General features: G+C 63.4%; 16 protein-coding genes. 10 read left to right on the forward strand and 6 right to left on the reverse strand.

From position 1 onward, the window contains the following. Positions 1-10 precede the first annotated feature (10 nt). Positions 11-994 (forward strand): TRAP transporter substrate-binding protein, encoded by a 984-nt coding sequence (locus tag AB4Y85_RS08595; RefSeq protein ID WP_441984465.1) that lies wholly within the window; start codon positions 11-13, stop codon positions 992-994. A 195-nt stretch (positions 995-1189) separates the two neighbouring features. Next, positions 1190-1555 (forward strand): ComEA family DNA-binding protein, encoded by a 366-nt coding sequence (locus AB4Y85_RS08600; RefSeq protein ID WP_441984466.1) that lies wholly within the window; start codon positions 1190-1192, stop codon positions 1553-1555. 48 nt (positions 1556-1603) lie between these two features. Here the strand turns inward: AB4Y85_RS08600 and AB4Y85_RS08605 are convergent, their stop codons facing one another. Both AB4Y85_RS08605 and AB4Y85_RS08610 read right to left on the reverse strand, forming a co-directional pair. Further along, on the reverse strand, positions 1604-2167 hold the full coding sequence (locus tag AB4Y85_RS08605) for a PRC-barrel domain-containing protein (protein ID WP_441984467.1): 564 nt from the start codon (positions 2165-2167) through the stop codon (positions 1604-1606). Positions 2168-2357: 190 nt separating this feature from the next. Continuing rightward, entirely contained in the window at positions 2358-2780 is a 423-nt protein-coding gene (locus tag AB4Y85_RS08610; RefSeq protein WP_441984653.1) for an OsmC family protein, read from the reverse strand. A gap of 131 nt (positions 2781-2911) precedes the next feature. Between AB4Y85_RS08610 and AB4Y85_RS08615 the strand changes: the two genes are divergently transcribed. After that, on the forward strand, positions 2912-3553 hold the full coding sequence (locus AB4Y85_RS08615) for a DUF1345 domain-containing protein (protein ID WP_441984468.1): 642 nt from the start codon (positions 2912-2914) through the stop codon (positions 3551-3553). 17 nt (positions 3554-3570) lie between these two features. Beyond that, positions 3571-4098, forward strand: a complete 528-nt coding sequence (locus AB4Y85_RS08620; protein ID WP_441984469.1) for a GNAT family N-acetyltransferase — start codon at positions 3571-3573, stop codon at positions 4096-4098. Between the two features lie 7 nt (positions 4099-4105). Here the strand turns inward: AB4Y85_RS08620 and AB4Y85_RS08625 are convergent, their stop codons facing one another. The 4 genes from AB4Y85_RS08625 to AB4Y85_RS08640 all read right to left on the reverse strand — a co-directional run bounded on the left by AB4Y85_RS08625 (position 4106) and on the right by AB4Y85_RS08640 (position 7294). Next, positions 4106-4690, reverse strand: coding sequence for a DUF2239 family protein (locus tag AB4Y85_RS08625; protein ID WP_441984470.1), 585 nt, complete (start codon positions 4688-4690; stop codon positions 4106-4108). Positions 4691-4758: 68 nt separating this feature from the next. Then, the gene (locus tag AB4Y85_RS08630) at positions 4759-5301 is read right to left on the reverse strand and encodes a regulatory protein RecX (RefSeq protein ID WP_441984471.1); all 543 of its coding nucleotides are present in this window, start codon (positions 5299-5301) and stop codon (positions 4759-4761) included. After that, positions 5298-6053 carry a phosphatase PAP2 family protein gene (locus AB4Y85_RS08635; protein WP_441984654.1) on the reverse strand — a complete coding sequence of 252 codons (756 nt, stop codon included), beginning with the start codon at positions 6051-6053 and terminating at the stop codon, positions 5298-5300. The genes AB4Y85_RS08630 and AB4Y85_RS08635 overlap by 4 nt, the downstream gene beginning before the upstream one ends. Before the next feature lie 47 nt (positions 6054-6100). Continuing rightward, on the reverse strand, positions 6101-7294 hold the full coding sequence (locus AB4Y85_RS08640; RefSeq protein ID WP_441984472.1) for a winged helix-turn-helix domain-containing protein: 1194 nt from the start codon (positions 7292-7294) through the stop codon (positions 6101-6103). A 1166-nt stretch (positions 7295-8460) separates the two neighbouring features. On the opposite strand from AB4Y85_RS08640, the gene AB4Y85_RS08645 reads away from it, so the two are divergent. From AB4Y85_RS08645 to AB4Y85_RS08670, 6 genes are all read left to right on the forward strand, one after another. Then, positions 8461-9957, forward strand: coding sequence for an MDR family MFS transporter (locus AB4Y85_RS08645; protein WP_441984473.1), 1497 nt, complete (start codon positions 8461-8463; stop codon positions 9955-9957). Positions 9958-10190: 233 nt separating this feature from the next. After that, positions 10191-11738: a helicase HerA domain-containing protein gene (locus tag AB4Y85_RS08650; protein WP_441984474.1), complete on the forward strand. Its 1548-nt coding sequence runs from the start codon at positions 10191-10193 to the stop codon at positions 11736-11738. 327 nt (positions 11739-12065) lie between these two features. Further along, positions 12066-13280 carry a putative DNA modification/repair radical SAM protein gene (locus tag AB4Y85_RS08655; RefSeq protein WP_441984475.1) on the forward strand — a complete coding sequence of 405 codons (1215 nt, stop codon included), beginning with the start codon at positions 12066-12068 and terminating at the stop codon, positions 13278-13280. Continuing rightward, positions 13277-14716, forward strand: coding sequence for a UdgX family uracil-DNA binding protein (locus AB4Y85_RS08660; protein ID WP_441984476.1), 1440 nt, complete (start codon positions 13277-13279; stop codon positions 14714-14716). The genes AB4Y85_RS08655 and AB4Y85_RS08660 overlap by 4 nt, the downstream gene beginning before the upstream one ends. 146 nt (positions 14717-14862) lie before the next feature. Beyond that, the gene (locus tag AB4Y85_RS08665; protein ID WP_441984477.1) at positions 14863-15135 is read left to right on the forward strand and encodes a DUF4242 domain-containing protein; all 273 of its coding nucleotides are present in this window, start codon (positions 14863-14865) and stop codon (positions 15133-15135) included. Positions 15136-15453: 318 nt separating this feature from the next. Further along, positions 15454-17586 carry a transglycosylase domain-containing protein gene (locus tag AB4Y85_RS08670; RefSeq protein WP_441984478.1) on the forward strand — a complete coding sequence of 711 codons (2133 nt, stop codon included), beginning with the start codon at positions 15454-15456 and terminating at the stop codon, positions 17584-17586. Positions 17587-17602: the final 16 nt, after the last annotated feature.

The following is a 17602-nucleotide window of genomic DNA, read 5'->3' on the forward strand; positions in this document are numbered from 1 at the left end:
GAGAACCACCATGAAGACCTGGACCTGCCTTTCCTTGAGCCTTGCCGGCGCCCTTCTGCTGAGCGCGCCTGCGATGGCTCAGACCAAATGGAACCTGCCTGCCGCCTATCCGCCGGACAATTTCCACACCGAAAACCTCAACGCCTTCGCCAAGGATGTTGCCGACGCGACAGGCGGCAAGCTGCAGATCACGGTTCACGGCAACGCCTCGCTCTTCAAGGCGCCGGAGATCAAGCGCGCGGTGCAGACCGGGCAGGCGCAAGCCGGCGAAGTGCTGATGTCGCTGCACGAGAATGAGGATCCGATCTACGGTCTCGACGTGGTGCCTTTCCTCGCCACTTCCTTCGACCAGTCGAAGAAGCTGTGGGACGTGCAGAAGCCCGCCATCGAGAAGAAGCTCGCAAGCCAGGGCCTGATGCTGCTCTATGCGGTGCCGTGGCCGCCTCAAGGTATCTTCGCCAAGAAGGACATCAACAATGTCGAGGATCTCAAAGGCGTAAAGTGGCGCTCCTACAATGCCGGCACGGCCCGCATCGCGGAGCTTGTCGGCGCGCAACCGGTGACGGTGCAGGCAGCCGACCTGCCGCAGGCACTGGCGACCGGCGTGGTCAACACCTTCATGACCTCGGGGGCCACGGGTTATGATTCGAAGGTGTGGGAATCACTCACGCACTTCTACGATACGCAGGCCTGGATTCCGAAGAACATCACCTTCGTGAACAAGGTAGCCTTCGATGCCCTCGACAAGCCGACGCAGGAGGCCATGCTGAAAGCTGCCAAGACGGCCGAGGAGCGCGGATGGAAGACCGCTCAGGAAAAGACCAAGTGGTACACGGACCAGATGGCCGCGAAGGGTATGAAGATCCAGCCGCCGAGCGCTGAACTGAAGTCCGGCCTGCAGAAGGTCGGCGAGCAGCTGACGCAGGATTGGCTGAAGAAATCAGGCTCGGACGGTCAAGCCATCGTCGACAGCTACAAGAAAGCCGCGATGTAAAACATATCAGTCTTCCAAGCTCGATCCCGGGCGGTGAAAGCCGTTCCGGGATTTTTTATGCGTCGAGATCATCAGAGACGGGAACCTGAATAGGACAAAATGGGTCATTCAGACATCGCTTCGCCCTGATCCTGTTCTTTAAATGAAAACAGGCCCTGCTTTCCGTGATGGGTCTGTGAGCCAAAGGAGGTTCCTATGCGTCGATTCCAATTTGGAGCACTGACCGCTCTTGGTCTCCTGCTCGCCTATCCTGCCTACGCGCAGACCGCCGCTCCCGGCACTACGGTCCCGGCCAAGCCTCCAATGACCACCACGTCGCCCGCGCCCTCCGCAACCAAGCCTATGCCCGGCTCTACGGCTTCCGTGAGCAAGCTCATCGACATCAACATGGCTCCGAAGGATGAACTCGACAAATTGCCTCAGATCGGCTCGGCCCGCGCTGATGCGATCGTCAAAGGGCGTCCCTACAAGGCCAAGAATGAACTGGTGGACAAAAAGATCATTCCGCAAAATGCATATGATGCGATCAAGGATCGCATCATCGCGCACCAGAAATCATGATAAAAAGGGGCCCATCGGGCCCCTTTCATTAAACCGCTTTTTTAAGCCTTAGCGGCTGTACTTGAATTCCGGAGCGGCCTTCAGCTGATCCTTGGTCATGTTCAGCATGGCGTGATCCGGAGCTGCGCGATTCATGGTGTTGGCGTTGTTTTGCGCCACGGAACCGGTGGCGTTCGGCGCAGGGCTCGTCGTTGTCGTGCCCATCGTGCCGCCGGGAGCAGCCGTTCCGGTGGTCGTGTTCGCGGCGGTGGTATTGGCACGCGCTTCGTTCACAAACTTGATCTGGTCGAAGGGAACAGCCACGTCGTGCTCACCCATGCCGAGGAAGCCGCCAACGCCGATGACAACGGCTTCGATCTTGCCATTCTGATCGACGAGCAACTCGCTGATATCGCCAATCTTCTCGTTGTTGTTGTTATAGACGTTCAGGCCTTCGATCTTCGAGGCGCGCCACTGGCCGGCCTTTTCCTGCGTCATCCAGTTGCCGCTGCTCATCGTAGAAGAGCTGGCCGTCGGATTGGCGGTCGTCGTGGAAGGCTGAGTCTGGGCGAGTGCCGGCGTAAAGGCCAGGGTCGAGCCGAGAAGAGCCAAAGCAATATGCTTCGAGAGCATGATCATCCTCCAATTGTTTTGCTTCAGCGCATGAATGCGCCTCTTCGGCTTAACGGCGAGCGGCGCAATTGGTTCTCTGATTGCCGGCCGAGAAATCCGCAGAGCCTCGGCTAAGGTTTCTTGTGAAGAACCGCGAAACAAACATGGCCGGAACAAGCCCGGCCATGACGTGGAGGTGATGGAGAGCCTCTCAGTCCAGCGTAAAATTCATCGTGATCTCGGCATTGAGCACGCGTGAGACGGGGCAGTTCTTCTCGGCGGCGCGGGCCAGTTCCTCGAACTTGGCCCGATCGATGCCCGGTACGTTCGCGGTCAGGGTGAGGGCCGATTTCTTGATCGTGAATCCGCTGCCTTCCTGCTCTAGAGAGACGACCGCTTCCGTGGCGAGTTCCGTCGGAGTGAAGCCCGCGCCCTGAAGCTGGAAGGCGAGCGCCATGGTGAAGCAGCCCGCATGCGCGGCGGCGATCAGCTCTTCCGGGTTCGTGCCCTTCTCGTTCTCGAAACGGGTCTTGAAGGAATAGGGCGTCGAGGACAGGACGCCGGAATCCGAGGTGAGGTGTCCGCTGCCGTCCTTGCCGGTGCCTTGCCAAACGGCTCTTGCCTTACGGTTCATCATGCTCTCCTTTTACGATTGGGCTTGGGGAATTAGGACATGATGCTGCAGCCTCCAGAGCAGGACAATGCAAAATCGGTTTGCCGGCATTCCGGGCTCGGGTCTGTTTTTCAAGGGATTCACCTTCGTCCATGACCTTCAATCAGGCCCGTCTGCACCCACGGCTTCTCGGTTCCGTACTCGTCAGCCTCGTGGTGTTCCTCCTGTTGCCTGAAGCCTGGGGCGCGAACTCGCGGTTCTTGGTGGGTTGGGATATCGGGGTTGCGAGCTACCTTGTCCTGACCTGGGCCATGGCCGCGCGGTCCTCCACCAAGGCGATGCAGGATCGGGCAGCCAAGGAAGATGAGGCGGCCGTCGTGGTTCTCTCGCTCACTGTTGTGGCAGCCATCGTCAGCCTCGTGGCAATCGGGGCCGAGCTGAGCGGCATCCATGCCGGTCCGAGTGAGCAGCAAGCTTTTCGCCTCGGCATCGCAGGCATTACCATCCTCTTTTCCTGGTTCTTCGTGCATACGATCTATGCCGTCCATTACGCCCATGAATATTATGGCGACGAGGGCGAGCGTCGGGGCCTTGCCTTCCCGCACAATGAACAGCCCGATTATTGGGATTTCCTCTACTTCTCGTTCAATCTCGGTGCAGCGGCGCAGACATCCGACGTGGTCATCCTCTCCAAGCGTATGCGGCGGCTGGCCCTGGCTCATACGATCATGGCCTTTCTGTTCAACACCACCATCCTGGCGCTGGCCGTAAATGTCGGCGCAGGGCTCCTCTAACGATTCGGTTCAACGATATGCCTTCCTCCTCCATCGTCCCTGTAATTGAGACCGAGCGTCTCGTTCTTCGCGGCCACAGGGCCCAGGATTTCGCAGATTGCCTGGCCCTCTGGTCTGATCCGCAGGTGACCCGCTTCATCGGCGGCAGGCCCTCGACACAGGAGGAGGTCTGGTCTCGGCTTCTGCGCTATATCGGCCATTGGTCGCTGCTCGGCTTCGGCTATTGGGCGGCTGAGGAGAGAGCCACCGGGCGTTTCGTCGGCGAACTGGGATTCGCCGATTTTAAGCGCCAGATCGAGCCTCCGCTCGATGGCATTCCCGAGAGCGGCTGGGCTCTCTCTCCCGAGGTCCATGGCAAAGGCTATGCGACGGAGGCTCTGAAGGCGGTTCTTGCCTGGGGTGACGGCCATTTCGGCCCCATTCGCACGGCCTGCATTATTTCACCCGAGAATGTGCCCTCGATTCGCGTGGCCGAGAAATGCGGTTATCGCGAGCTCCAGCGCACGGCATACAAGGACAACCCGACCATCATGTATGTGCGGTGAGCATCGCTTACGGTTCAGCGAACGCGGCACCTGACAATAGCCTTGCATGATCGTGCAGATCCTGAGGCCATGAGGCAATCCGCGCGAGGAAGGCTGCCTTGTCGCCGGCGAACAGGGCGCGAGACGCTTCCTCGAAGCCCGGTTGATCACCCGCCAGCATCGACATGAAGCGATAGAGCGCATCCCGGCTTTCGCGCTGGCGATCCGCGGCCTGATGCATGCGCCTTGCATCCTCCACGAGCTTGCGCAGGGCGACCGATGCGCCGCCCGGCTGGCTGTTGAGCCAATCCCAATGGCGTGGAAGCAGCGTGACCTCCCTTGCGACGACGCCGAGCTTCGGCCGCCCAGGGCCGCGCGGCGCCGCATCTTCCTGCTCACCTTGCGGAACATGAAGGCGCATTACGATGTCGTCGGCTGTTCCGCGAAGATCGACTTCCACGAGGCGGCAGGTCGTGTTGTCGAGGATGACCGGCTCCTGCGCGCTGCTGTCCATGGTTTCCTTTACCTTGAGCGCCACGTGGCGCAGGTCTCCGGATGCGATGTGCCGCGAGCCTGCAAAGGCTGTGTAGGGGGCGATGGTGTCGTGACTCATGTCCTGCTCCTGTATGGAAACAGGTTTTACCCGTATAAAATTATTCCGTCAATATCATCCGGGTAAAATTATACCTCCTCGCGATCGCCGTCGATGACCGCGCGCGCCACGTCGAAGCGGAAACCGGCGCGCGCGAGCGAGGCCAGATCCTTGTCGCGGTAGGGCGCACGTTCGCCGGGGCGATAGGGGCCGAGCTTGCGGCGCCGGGCCAGCGCATGAGCAGCCTTCTCCTCATCGTCCTCCTCGCCACCTTCAAGCACCGCCGCGATGGTGCCCCGGTCCACGCCCTTGGCCGAGAGCTTGGCCTGGATGGCGCGGGCCGAGCCTCCGCGCCGGCGCAGCGTGGCGACGCGGGCTTCCGTGTAGCGGGCATCGTCGATGAGGCCGATCCGCAGGCTTTTCGCCACCACCTCGTCGATCGCCTCCTGGAACTCGGACGGGTCCTCTCCGCGCAGGCGGCAGCGATTGTCCACCTTCCGGCGCAGCACCCGCCGCAGGTTCTCGGCCGAGGAGGAATAGCGCTCCAGATAGGCGAGCGCCGCGCGCTGGAGGTAGGCGGGCGTGACCTTTCGTGGAGGCTTTTTCGCCTTCGGGTCGGGCGCTTCGCTCATGGGGGTTCCGCATCGACGGGCGGCGTCGAGGTTTCGCCGGGCTTCTCCACCTGCCCGCGCCGCTGCAGCTGCAAGGCCACGAACCAGCAGAGCGAAGCCCAGGCCGCGCCGACGGACCAGCCGGCCAGCACATCGCTCGGCCAGTGAACGCCGAGATAGACGCGGCTCACGCCGACCATGAGGGTCGTGATGATGGCAAGGCTCATGATGAAGGCGCTGATGCGGCGGCTCTTCTCCACGCGGGCGAGCAACGCGCCGAGCGTCAGGTAGGTGATGGCCGACAGCATGGCATGGCCGCTCGGGAAACTGGCCGTATAGACGCGCGCGGCATGGGGCACGAGATCGGGCCGTGGCCGCTCGAATCCCATTTTCAGACCCGTGGAGAGAAGCGCTCCACCGACGATGGAAACAAGGACGAGCAGGGCAGCGCTCCGCTTCCCTGCCATCAGCAGATAGATGACGGCCGCCGACGTCAGAAGCGTGAGGATCGCATAGCCGCCGAGACCTGTGAAATCTCGTGCGGCCTCCTCCAGCCAGCTCGGACCCAACGGATTGGCGAGATCCTGAGGATCGCGCAGCGAAAGCAAGATTGCGCTGTCGAGAGCATGGGTCTCCCCTTCGACGACTTCATCGGCGAGCGAGATGAAGGCCCAGGCGAAAAATCCGCACGCGGCAAGGGACAGGAGCGGCCCGATTTCATTGAGGCGCAGGCGGGCCCAAAGCTGGGTGACGGGAGAGAGGAGATTGTTCATGGCAGGAGGGAAATAGGCGTTCTTGCCGAGGTTGCGAGGGTTTCGCATCATACCCCCAGCATCTTGCGCCACTCCTTCGGCGCGGCGATGTCGGTGAGGTTGAGCCAACCCGCCATCAGGCGAAGTTCGTCACCAAGCGCGGGACCGATCTCCGCCGGAGGCGCGGAGGCCTCCGGGTGGATCGAGTGGACGATGAGGCGGCCATTGCTCCGGTCGGCCTTGAGATCGACCCGGGCCACGATCTTCTCGCCCATGAGGAAGGGCAGGCAGTAATAGCCGAACTCGCGCTTCTCGGCGGGCACATAGATCTCGATGCGGTAGCGGAAATCGAACAGGCGCTCCGTGCGCGTGCGCTCCCAGACGATGGGATCGAAGGGCGAGACGAGGGCGTGCGCCTCCACGCGGCGCGGAAACTTCGCTTCAGGGTCGAGATAGACCGGCCCGTTCCAGCCATCGACGATAACGGGAAGCAGGTCTCCCGCTTCGACCAGCTCCGCGATTCGGGCTTTCGCATCTGAAACTTCGAGACGGAAATAATCGCGCAGGCAGCGCTCGGAGGCGATGCCGAGCGCGCGGATGGAGCGGCGCAGCAATTCGCGCTGCGCCTCGTCTTCGCTCGGTGTCGGAGTATTGAGAACCGCGGAGGGCAGGACGCGCTCGGGCAGGTCGTAGACGCGCTCGAACCCGCGCCGCGTCGCGGTCGTCACCTCTCCGGCCCAGAACAGCCATTCGAGCGCGCGCTTGCCGTCGCTCCAGCCCCACCAGGAGCCCTGGCCCTTGCCGCCGCCCGATAGTTCGCCGGCAGCGATGGGGCCGCGCGCGGCGATCTCGCGTCGGACCTCCTCGATGAAGGCACGCTTCTCTTTGCCGAACCGGGCGAGCCCACCATAGATGCCCTCGCCCCGCGCGGCGCGGGCCATGCGCCAGCGGAAATGGGGATGGAGATCGAGAGAGATCAGCGAGGCCTCGTGGCCCCAATACTCGAACGTCTCGCGCTTTTTCGGATGATAGGCGGCCCGCTCCAGGAGGTCCCGGTCATAGGCGCCGAGCCGGGAGAACAACGGCATGTAATGGGCCCGCACGAGCACATTGACGGAATCGATCTGGAGCAGATGCGACCGCTGGATGTGGCGCCGCAGATGCCGGCTGACTGCAAGGTCCGGCCGGCCTTCGTGAAAACCTTGGGCGGCCAGGGCCACGCGGCGGGCCTGGGGAAGGGAGAGCTGTGTGCGAGGGGCCATGAGACCTTCGGAGATGGATCGTGAAGAGCTAGCGTCATCGAAGCGCTTCCCGCAAGAGGGGGACGAGCAGAAGCATCCTGACGGGCTGTGACGGATGAGAGCGTCCCTCGCAGTGTCATTCCGGGAATGAACGCGCAGCTGATGGGACGGGAATCCAGAGCGCTGTGCTTGTGGGTGGGTCCCCTTCTCTCGCTTCGCAGGGCCTAAGGATGACATGGGTTTGTCTGTCAAAGAACAAGCGTAGATATCCTCGCGGCGTGGTTCGCCCGAGGGTGTTGGATCGAGGGAGGGCGCGAGGAGGCGTCCGGCTCGTGTGTGTGTTTGTGTTGAGAACCTGACGGCTCCCCGCGCACGGTTTTTTTAGGCGTACACCGCGTCTTTCAGCGGAGGGCCTCCTGGCAGCGGGCTTGCGAAGCCCACAGCAGGACCGTGCCCGATCCCACAATCACGACGCCTCGCGAGCGCGCCCCTCGGTGGATCAGGCTGTGCCAACCATAGCCAAGGTTAGGAGGATTGTCAAGAACAAATGCAGAACATGACGGTGCGCCGACCCTGCCCTCAAGTCGTCATCCCAAACGGAGCGCAGCGCAGATCCGGGATCGTCATCAGAAAAGAGCGCTGTCATTCCGGGGCGCCGCAGGCGAGCCCGACCCGAAGGGCCGCGCCGTAGGCGTGGAAACCCAGAACCACGGCGTTGCAAGAGAAAGGCGCTTCGATCTGCACAGCCTTATCCTATACCTGCGGTGGTTATGGGTTCCGGGCTCTCGCTCATGCTCGCCCCGGAATGACAGAGAGGCATGCTCGGTTCTGCACCCGATCCCGGATCGGCTCACGCCGTCCGGGATGACCGCTCGGCGCCCTCCGCCCGTCATCACCGGCCTTGTGCCGGTGATCCCGATCATGGTGAGCGCTCCGCTCTTCGCATCGGGATGGCCGGGACAAGCCCGGCCATGACATCGTAGGGCTGGCATGCTGGCTAAATAAGGCGGAACGGTATGGCTTGGGCTCTGACCCTTAATCTCCCTCACCGCTCGAGAGGAACCGAATCGATCCCGATTGCATATCTGTTCTGCGCTGGACGTCGGGCCATGATGGTGCAAATCCCTATAGAGAGGCATACGCCAACCGCGTTCCGTCCGAGCGCCGTGCCGAGCGATGGATAAAAAATGGACCAGGCCACCAACGAGAGTCTCCGCAGCCAGCAGGCGCCTTTGAGCCACGCGGAGATCCGCACGATCATCATCGGCGTGATGATCGCCATGCTTCTGGCGGCCCTCGACCAGACGATCATCGCGACGGCGCTTCCGACCATCGGCCATGAGCTCGGCGATTTCGAGCATCTGCCCTGGGTGGTGACGTCCTATCTCCTCGCCTCCACGGCGGTGACGCCGCTCTACGGCAAGTTCAGCGATATTCACGGACGGCGCATCACGCTGCTGATCGGCATCGTAATCTTCATCATCGGCTCCATTGCATGCGCGCTCGCGCCCAGCATGATCATTCTCGTTCTGGCGCGCGGCCTTCAGGGAATCGGCGGCGGCGGTCTGATCGCCATGGCCCAGACCATCGTGGGCGATCTGGTGCCGCCCAAGGAGCGCGGCAGGTATCAGGTTTATTTCGCCAGCGTGTTCATGTCGTCGAGCCTGCTCGGGCCGGTGCTCGGCGGGTTCTTCGCGGAACACCTGCATTGGTCCGTGATCTTCTGGATCAATCTGCCCCTGGGCCTGATCGCCCTAGTGATCGCTTATCGCGGCCTCAGAAAGCTTCCCCGTCACGATCGTCCGCACAAGCTCGATATTCTCGGCGCGGTCATCATGGTGTCGGCCACCGTTTCCCTGCTGCTCGCGCTCAGCTGGGGCGGCCTGCGCTATCCGTGGCTCTCGGCGCCGATCGGGGGACTCATCGCCCTTTCGCTGGTGCTCTGGGTCGCGTTCGCCTTCCGCATGAGGCTGGCGAGCGAGCCCCTGATTCCGCCGGGCGTGATGCGCAATCCGGTGGTGCGCATGGGAACGCTGGCCGCCTGTTTCGCCATGGGCACCTATATCGGGTTGACCATTTATCTGCCGGTTTATTTCGAATCCGTGCGCGGCATTTCCGCGAGCCTGTCGGGACTGGGGCTGATTCCGCTCATGGCGGGCACGGTGGTGGGCGCCACGCTGTCGGGCCGCTCCATGGCCAAGGTCCGCCATTACAAGCGGCTTCCCGTAGCGGGCATCGCCGTCGCGGTCGTGGGAAGCATCATTCTAGCGGCTGTGCCAGGGCTTCCCATCTGGGCCGTCGAGGTCATCCTCGGCGTGCTGAGCATCGGCCTCGGGACGATCCTGCCCGTGACCACCGTGTCGATCCAGAACGCGGTGGCGCTGCACGATCTCGGCACGGCGACCGGGGCCGCCAATTTCTTCCGCTCGCTCGGGGGCGCGCTCATCGTGGCGGTGTTCGGGGCCATCCTTCTGGGCATGTCGGGCCTGCAGGGCGCCGGCAGTTTCGAGAGCCTGGGCGAGGTCGCGGCCCGCAGCGGCGTCGATCTCTCCCATGTGTTCGGCTACATCTTCTGGGCCGCCGCCGCCGGCTTCGGGCTGGCGCTGGTCTTCCTGATCGCCATGAAGGAGCTGCCCTTGCGCGGCTCGGCGGTGAAGGCGGCGGAGGCGGCCATCGCCGATTGATCCAGGGCCTCGCGGCCGATTCGGCTCTCAGAGGCAGGAAGAGCTATCGAATCTCCCGAAAGAGCATCGCTCCATGGTTAATGAACCCGGCCATTCTCCGGTTTCGTACTTCTGCGGCGTCATGCCTGGGGATAGGCATGCAAGGCTGTGGAGGATTCCAGACTCCATGGCACCCGCCCCGGCTTGGCCGTGTTAGGACCACGAGCGCTTTTAAAACCTGATGAGGGAGGCTGATGAAGGTCGGCATCGACATGGGAGTGGCATCCTCCGCACCCGGGGGACAATCGGCTCTGCTCGATCTGGAGGAGCTTCTGGCGACGCGTCTGCTCGTCCAGGGCAATTCCGGCTCCGGCAAGTCGCATCTGCTGCGCCGCCTCCTGGAGCAGAGCGCCAACCTCGTCCAGCAGGCCATCATCGACCCCGAAGGCGACTTCGTCACCATGGCCGACAAGTTCGGCCATGTGGTGGTGGATGCCTCCCGCAGCGAGGGCGACCTTCAGCGCGTCGCCGCCCGCGTGCGCCAGCACCGGGTTTCCGTCGTGCTCAGCCTGGAAGGCCTCGACACCGAGGCGCAGATGCGCTGCGCGGCGGCTTTCCTCGGCGGCCTTTTCGATGCGGAGCGCGATTTCTGGTACCCGATGCTCGTCGTGGTGGACGAGGCGCAGCTTTTCGCCCCCGCCGCCGCGGGCGAGGTCTCCGACGAGGCGCGAAAAGTCTCGCTCGGCGCCATGACCAACCTCATGTGCCGTGGCCGTAAACGCGGGCTTGCCGGCATTATCGCTACGCAGCGCCTCGCCAAGCTCGCCAAGAACGTGGCGGCCGAAGCCTCGAACTTCCTCATGGGCCGCACCTTCCTCGACATCGACATGGCCCGCGCCGCCGACCTTTTGGGCATGGAGCGCCGCCAGGCCGAGATGTTCCGCGACCTGGAGCGTGGGCATTTCGTGGCGCTCGGCCCGGCGCTCTCGCGCCGCCCGCTGCCGATCCGCATCGGCGATGTGGAGACCTCGGCCCGGTCCGGCAGCTTCAAGCTGATGCCGCTGCCCGAGCAGCCCAAGGAGGATGCGCGCGATCTCATCTTCAAGGCGGGCGAGGCCGAGCTTGCCGCCCGCCCCGTCATGCCTCGCCGCGCGCCGCCTCCGCCGCCGGCCCCCTCGACCAACGATCTTTTAGCCCAGCTCGCCCGCACCCGGCCCGCCGCCGCGCCGGAGCCAGAGGCCGAGCCGACCGAGGAGACGAAAGCCGAGCGCGACGCAGTGCTCGATTCGATCCTGCGCGAAATTCTCGATGATCCCGAGGCCGCCTTCCGCTCCGTGGCGGTGCTCTATCAGGATTTCCTCGTGCGCTGCCGCATCCGTCGCGTCGCGGGCGAACCCTTGAACCTCAACGCTTTCCGCCGCCGCCTCGCGGTCGCGCGCGCGGGCGTCAATACCGCCACCACTGATAGCTCCGAATGGGACCGCGCGGTGGCGTTCGCGGCGGATCTCGAGGAAGACCTGCAAGGCGTCTTCCTGCTCATCGCCCGCGCCGCCATGGAAGGCTCCGCCTGCCCGCCCGACGGCGAGATTGCCCGCGCCTGCGGCAGCCGCTCCCCCGGCCGCGCCCGCCGCCTCGTCGCCTACATGGAAACCCGCAACATCGTCGTCACCCGCAACGACCCGAGAGGCCTGCGCATCATCGCCCTGCCGGATCTCGGCTGGGAAACTGCACCGGGCGACCCGAACGCGTTCGAGGAACCGCAGGCGATTTCGGACGCGCAGGATCTGTTCGCGGCAGGGTGAATCTTTGCTCGCAACGCAGCTCCTGAAGTGCTGTGCTTGTTTCCTCCTCTTGCGTGGGGAGCCAGGGTGGAGGTCATGCCTGTCGCAGCGATTGCGCTGAATGGATGAGCCGACTCCCCGGTCCCGCCTTCAATCCTTCTCCGCTACGCGAGGGACCTATCCGTGCCACTTTTTGCACTGGCTCCCGGATCGGCTCCGCTGCCTAGGACCAAACCGGAGCCTCCAATACCGAGGCTCCCCTCCGTGCGACCTACCGCCCCGTGTTCATGCCTCGCCTTTGCTCCATCTTCATGCTAGAACAAATCACGAACAATCAAGCGGGGAACCATGGACGAAAAGCTTTCCAAGAAGCTGCGCATCCTGGCTGACGCGGCGAAATACGATGCCTCCTGCTCCTCCTCGGGCGCACCCAAGCGCAAGGCGGATGTGAACAGCCTGGGCTCGACCACGGTCTCCGGCATCTGCCACGCTTACACGCCGGATGGGCGCTGCGTGTCGCTGCTCAAGATCCTGCTGACGAATTACTGCCTGTTCGATTGCGCCTATTGCGTGAACCGGCGCTCGTCCAACGTGAAGCGCGCCAAGTTCTCCGTGGACGAGGTGGTGACGCTCACCATCGAGTTCTACAAGCGCAACTATATCGAGGGCTTGTTCCTGTCCTCGGGCATCATCCGCTCGCCCGATTACACGATGGAGCAGATGCTGCTGGTCGCGAAGAAGCTGCGCCGCGACCACGGCTTTCGCGGCTATATCCACCTGAAGACGATCCCTGAGGCGAGTCCCTGGCTGATCGAGGAAGCGGGGCTATGGGCGGATCGGCTGTCGATCAATCTCGAATTGCCGACCGAGAAAAGCCTTGAACTGCTGGCGCCCGAGAAGGACGGCGCCTCCATCGAGACCGCCATGTCGCAGATGTCCGAGCGCATCGAGGAAGCGCGCGAGGAGCGCCGCCATTACTCGCCCGCCGGCCAGACGACGCAGATGATCATCGGCGCGGATGAGACCACGGATGCGGATGTCTTACGCACCTCGGCCAAGCTCTACGGTCACTACGATCTGAAGCGCGTCTATTATTCCGCCTTCAGCCCGATCCCCGATTCCAGCGCGATTCTTCCGCTGAAGCCGCCGCCTCTCATGCGCGAAAACCGGCTTTATCAAGCCGATTGGCTGCTGCGCTTTTACGGCTTCAACGTGGAGGAGATCGCGGCGGGGGGCGAAAAGGGCATGCTCGATCTCGATATCGATCCCAAGCTCGCCTGGGCACTCAAGAACCGCCATCTCTTCCCTGTCGATGCGAACAAGGCGCCGCGCGAGATGCTGCTGCGCGTGCCGGGGCTTGGCGCGCGGGCCGTGGACAAGATCGTCACTGCGCGCCGTCATACGACCTTGCGTCTCGACGATGTTGCGCGCCTCACCTCGGGACTGAAGCGGGCCAAGCCCTTTCTGATTGCCGCCGATTTCCACCCGAAAGCGAGGCTGGACCGCCTCGATTTGCGGGAGCGCCTGATCGAGAAACCCCAGCAGCTGAGCTTGTTCGGATGAGCCTGCATCGCATCACTCTGAAACCCGGTGCCGATCTCGATGGCTTTCGCCGGGCCGTGCGCTGGCTGATCGCCGAGGAGATGGCGCCTCAGCACGTGCTCTGGTCCTCCGACGATTCACCGAGCCTATTCGGCGAGGACGAGCACGGCGCGGCCTCGCCGATCTCTCTGCCGAAAGGCGTGGCGCGGCTGATCGAGGCTTGCGTGTGTCACCGGGACGAGGAGCGTTATGCCCTGCTCTACCAGCTGATCTGGCGTGTGCTGAACGGCGAGCGCGATCTTCTCGAAATCGCAAGCGATCCGCTGGTGCACCGCATCGACATGATGGCCCGCGCGATCCGGCGCGATCTTCACAAGATGCACGCCTTCGTGCGCTTCCGGCGGATGCATGGCGAGCTTGAGCGTTTCGCGGCGTGGTTCGAGCCGGATCATTATATTCTGGAAGCGGCGGCGCCCTTCTTCATCGACCGCTTCCACTCCCTCGACTGGACGATCATCACGCCCATCGGCTCCATGCGCTGGAACCGCAAGAATCTTACCTTCGGCCCACCCGGAAACCGCGAGGACGCGCCAGCATCGGACGAGTTCGAGGAAGGCTGGCGCGGCTATTACGAGAGCGTGTTCAACCCCGCCCGCGTGAACCCCACCGCCATGCGCGCCGAAATGCCGAAGAAATACTGGCGCAATCTGCCGGAGGCTGCGGCAATTCCCGGCCTGATCCAAAGCGCCACCCAGCGCGTTGACGCCATGATCGAACAGGAGGCGACGATGCCTTTGAAACGCACTCCTGAACGTGCCCTCGAAGCCATGCGCGATCAGGAACCGAAGACACTCAAGGAACTCAACGCGATCATCGCGAAGGCCGGCCCACTCGTGCCCGGCGCGACGCAGGCCGTATTCGGCGAAGGACCTGTTCATGCCGACATCATGTTCGTCGGCGAGCAGCCGGGCGATCAGGAGGATCTGCAGGGTAGGCCTTTCGTGGGGCCCGCGGGCAAGCTCCTGACGAAGGCGATGAACGAGGTCGGGATCAGTCGGGAACAGGCCTATCTCACCAATGCGGTGAAGCACTTCAAATTCGAGCAGCGCGGCCACAGGCGCATTCACTCCAAGCCCACCGCAGGCGAGGTGAAGCATTACCGGCCTTGGCTGATGAAGGAGCTGGAGCTGGTCAGACCTAAGCTCGTGGTGGCGCTCGGCGCAACCGCGCTTCTCGCGCTCACCGGCAAGGCGACGCCGATCACCCGCTCGCGGGGACGCGCGCGCTTCGGCACCTATGAGGGCTACATCACGGTGCATCCCTCCTATCTGCTGCGCCTGCCCGACGAGGCGACGAAGCGCGAGGCCTATGAGGCTTTTCTCAACGACCTGCGCCGCATTCACGATCTCTCGCAGGCCGATCTCGACACGGGCGAGCTGCCGCTGGCGGCGGAGTGATGTGCGCGAAGTCATGTGATGAACCGCACTCCAGCGGTGGCGATACCCATTCGGAGCCGTTGCCAGTTCAGCGGCGCAGGCAGAGTCTGATTATCGCCGGACAAACGGCCCGGCGATGAGAGGCGCCGGGCAACCGGTGGAAAGCCATGCCGCAATTCGTGATCGAGCGAAACATGCCGAATGTCGGCAATTTGTCTGCTGCCGAGCTGAAACAGGCCTCAGGGAACTCCTGCGATGTCCTGCGTGGAATGGGCCCGGAAATCCAATGGGTTCACAGCTACGTCACCGACAACAAGATTTACTGCCTCTACCGCGCGCCGGATGAAGCGATGATCAAGGAGCATGCGCGCCAGGCCGGTCTTCCGGCGGATTCCATTTCAAGGGTGCGCACTGTGATCGACCCGACCACCGCGGAATGACCCTTATCAGGCCGCTCCCAGGCCTCGGGAGCGGCTCCCCAAACGATAGAATCGCAGTCTTGCGTGTCCAAAAGGCAACGGCGAGCATCCTTCGCGGCAGTTCCATTGTTGCGCGGGTTAACCGCCCCTTAAACCGCCACAATTAGAGTGCTCCACAGCATGAAAGCCGGACCAATCCGGCAGCATCGGACCCAAAAGTGGATTTGCACTTTTGGGTCAATCCGATGCCTTCGACTAAGAGCGAGAGCATCGTGCGCCCGAAAAACCGGGACCACTTTTCGGACGATGCTCTCAAGTAATTGCGGGGTTATAAGAAACGTGGCGAACGGACGTGGCCGGCGGGAGCCGGTTTTCGATGCGCCCGCTACGGAAGCGGGGGAGCTGGATTTTCGCCTCTCGCCCGAAGACCGGGCAGGGGGAAACATGGCACGCAGGCGAGCTTCCAGGCAGGATGACGACAGACCTTCACGGCGTCCGTCCAAGCCTCGGAAAGCCAAGCGCAAGGGCGGCCGTTCCTTCATCAGCAAGCTGGTCTATGCCGGTCTCGTGCTCTGCCTCTGGGGCATCATCGGCGTGGGCGGCGTGGTGGCCTATTACGCCTCGCAGCTACCCCCCATCGACCAGCTGACGGTTCCGAAACGGCCTCCGAACATCGCCATCATGGCCAGCGACGGCTCGCTTCTCGCCAACCGCGGCGAGACGGGCGGGCGCACGGTGACGCTCAAGGAGCTGCCGCCCTACCTTCCCAAGGCGTTCGTGGCCATCGAGGACCGGCGCTTCTACGACCATTTCGGCATCGACCCCATCGGCATCGGCCGCGCGATCTATCGCAACGTGGCGCATAGCGGCGGCCTGCAGGGCGGCTCGACCCTGACGCAGCAGCTCGCGAAAAACCTGTTCCTCACCCAGGAGCGCACCGCTTCCCGTAAGATCCAGGAAGCGATCCTCGCGCTCTGGCTCGAGCGCAACTATTCCAAGGACCAGCTCCTCGAGCTTTATCTGAACCGCGTCTATTTTGGCGCCGGCGCCTATGGCGTGGAGGCTGCGGCCCAGCGTTATTACGGCAAGTCCGCCCGCGCCGTCTCGCTCTCCGAGGCCGCCGTGCTGGCAGGCCTCGTCCAATCGCCCTCGCGCTTGGCGCCCAACCGGAACCCGGAGCGCGCCCAGGCCCGCGCGGAGCTGGTGATCGCGGCCATGAACGAGCTCGGCTTCATCACGCCCGGCATGACCAAGACCGCGCTCGGCACGCCCGCCGAAGCGGTGCGCCCCAACGGTGCGGGCTCCGCCAATTACGCCGCCGATTACGTGATGGACGTGCTCGACGATTTCGTCGGCACCATCGAATCCGACATCGTAGTCTCGACCACCATCGAGCCGCCGCTTCAGGCTGCCGCCGAACGCGTACTGGTGGATGAGCTCAACGCCAAGGGCCAGAAGTTCAACGTCGGCCAGGGTGCCGTAGTGGCGATGGAACCCGACGGCGCGGTGAAGGCCCTGGTGGGCGGACGCAATTACGAGCAGAGCCAGTTCAACCGGGCGACGACCGCGCGCCGTCAGCCGGGCTCGGCCTTCAAGCCCTTCGTCTATCTCACCGCCATGGAGCGCGGCCTGACGCCGGACACCGTGTATGAGGACGGCCCCGTCAACATCAAGGGTTGGACGCCGGAGAACTACGACCGCAAATATCGCGGGCCGATCACGCTGCGCGATGCGCTGGCGCTCTCGCTCAACACCGTCGCGGTAAAACTCAACATGGATGTGGGCCCGAAGGCCGTGGTGCAGACGGCTCAGCGCCTCGGCATCTCCTCGCCGATGCAGGCGAACGGCTCGCTCGCCCTCGGCACGTCCGAAGTGACGCCGCTCGAACTCGTCTCGGCTTATGCGGCCTTCGCCAATGGCGGCATCGGCGTGACGCCTTATGTGATTGCCCAAGTGAAAACCGCTGACGGCAAGCTCGTCTACAAGCGTCCCAACGGCGGCGGCCTCGGCCGCGTCATCGATCCGGGCGTCGTCGCGATGATGAACGAGATGATGCACAATACCTTCGTCATCGGCACGGCGAGAGCAGCACAGATTCCCGGCTGGCCCATGGCTGGCAAGACCGGCACCACCAACGACTACAAGGATGCGTGGTTCATGGGCTTCACGGGCAATCTCGTGGCCGGCGTGTGGCTCGGCAACGACGACGGCGCGCTCACGAAAAAGGTCAGCGGCGGCAATCTGCCGAGGGAAGTCTGGCACAGCTTCATGCAGATCGCCCTCAAGGACAAGCAGCCCGTGGGCATTCCCGGCCAGGAGCGTTTCCGCGACTCGGTACCGGTGGCCGAGGCCGGCCAGGACCCGCGCTATGCCGCTGCCGGCAATGGCGAAAGCGCGTGGATCCCGCCCGCGCCGCAACAACGGCGCAACAGCCGCGAGAAGAACTTCTTCGAGAAGCTGTTCGGGCTCTGAGAGCTATTACCTCGGA

This window comes from Microvirga sp. 2YAF29, assembly GCF_052114605.1.
Lineage (GTDB): Bacteria > Pseudomonadota > Alphaproteobacteria > Rhizobiales > Beijerinckiaceae > Microvirga.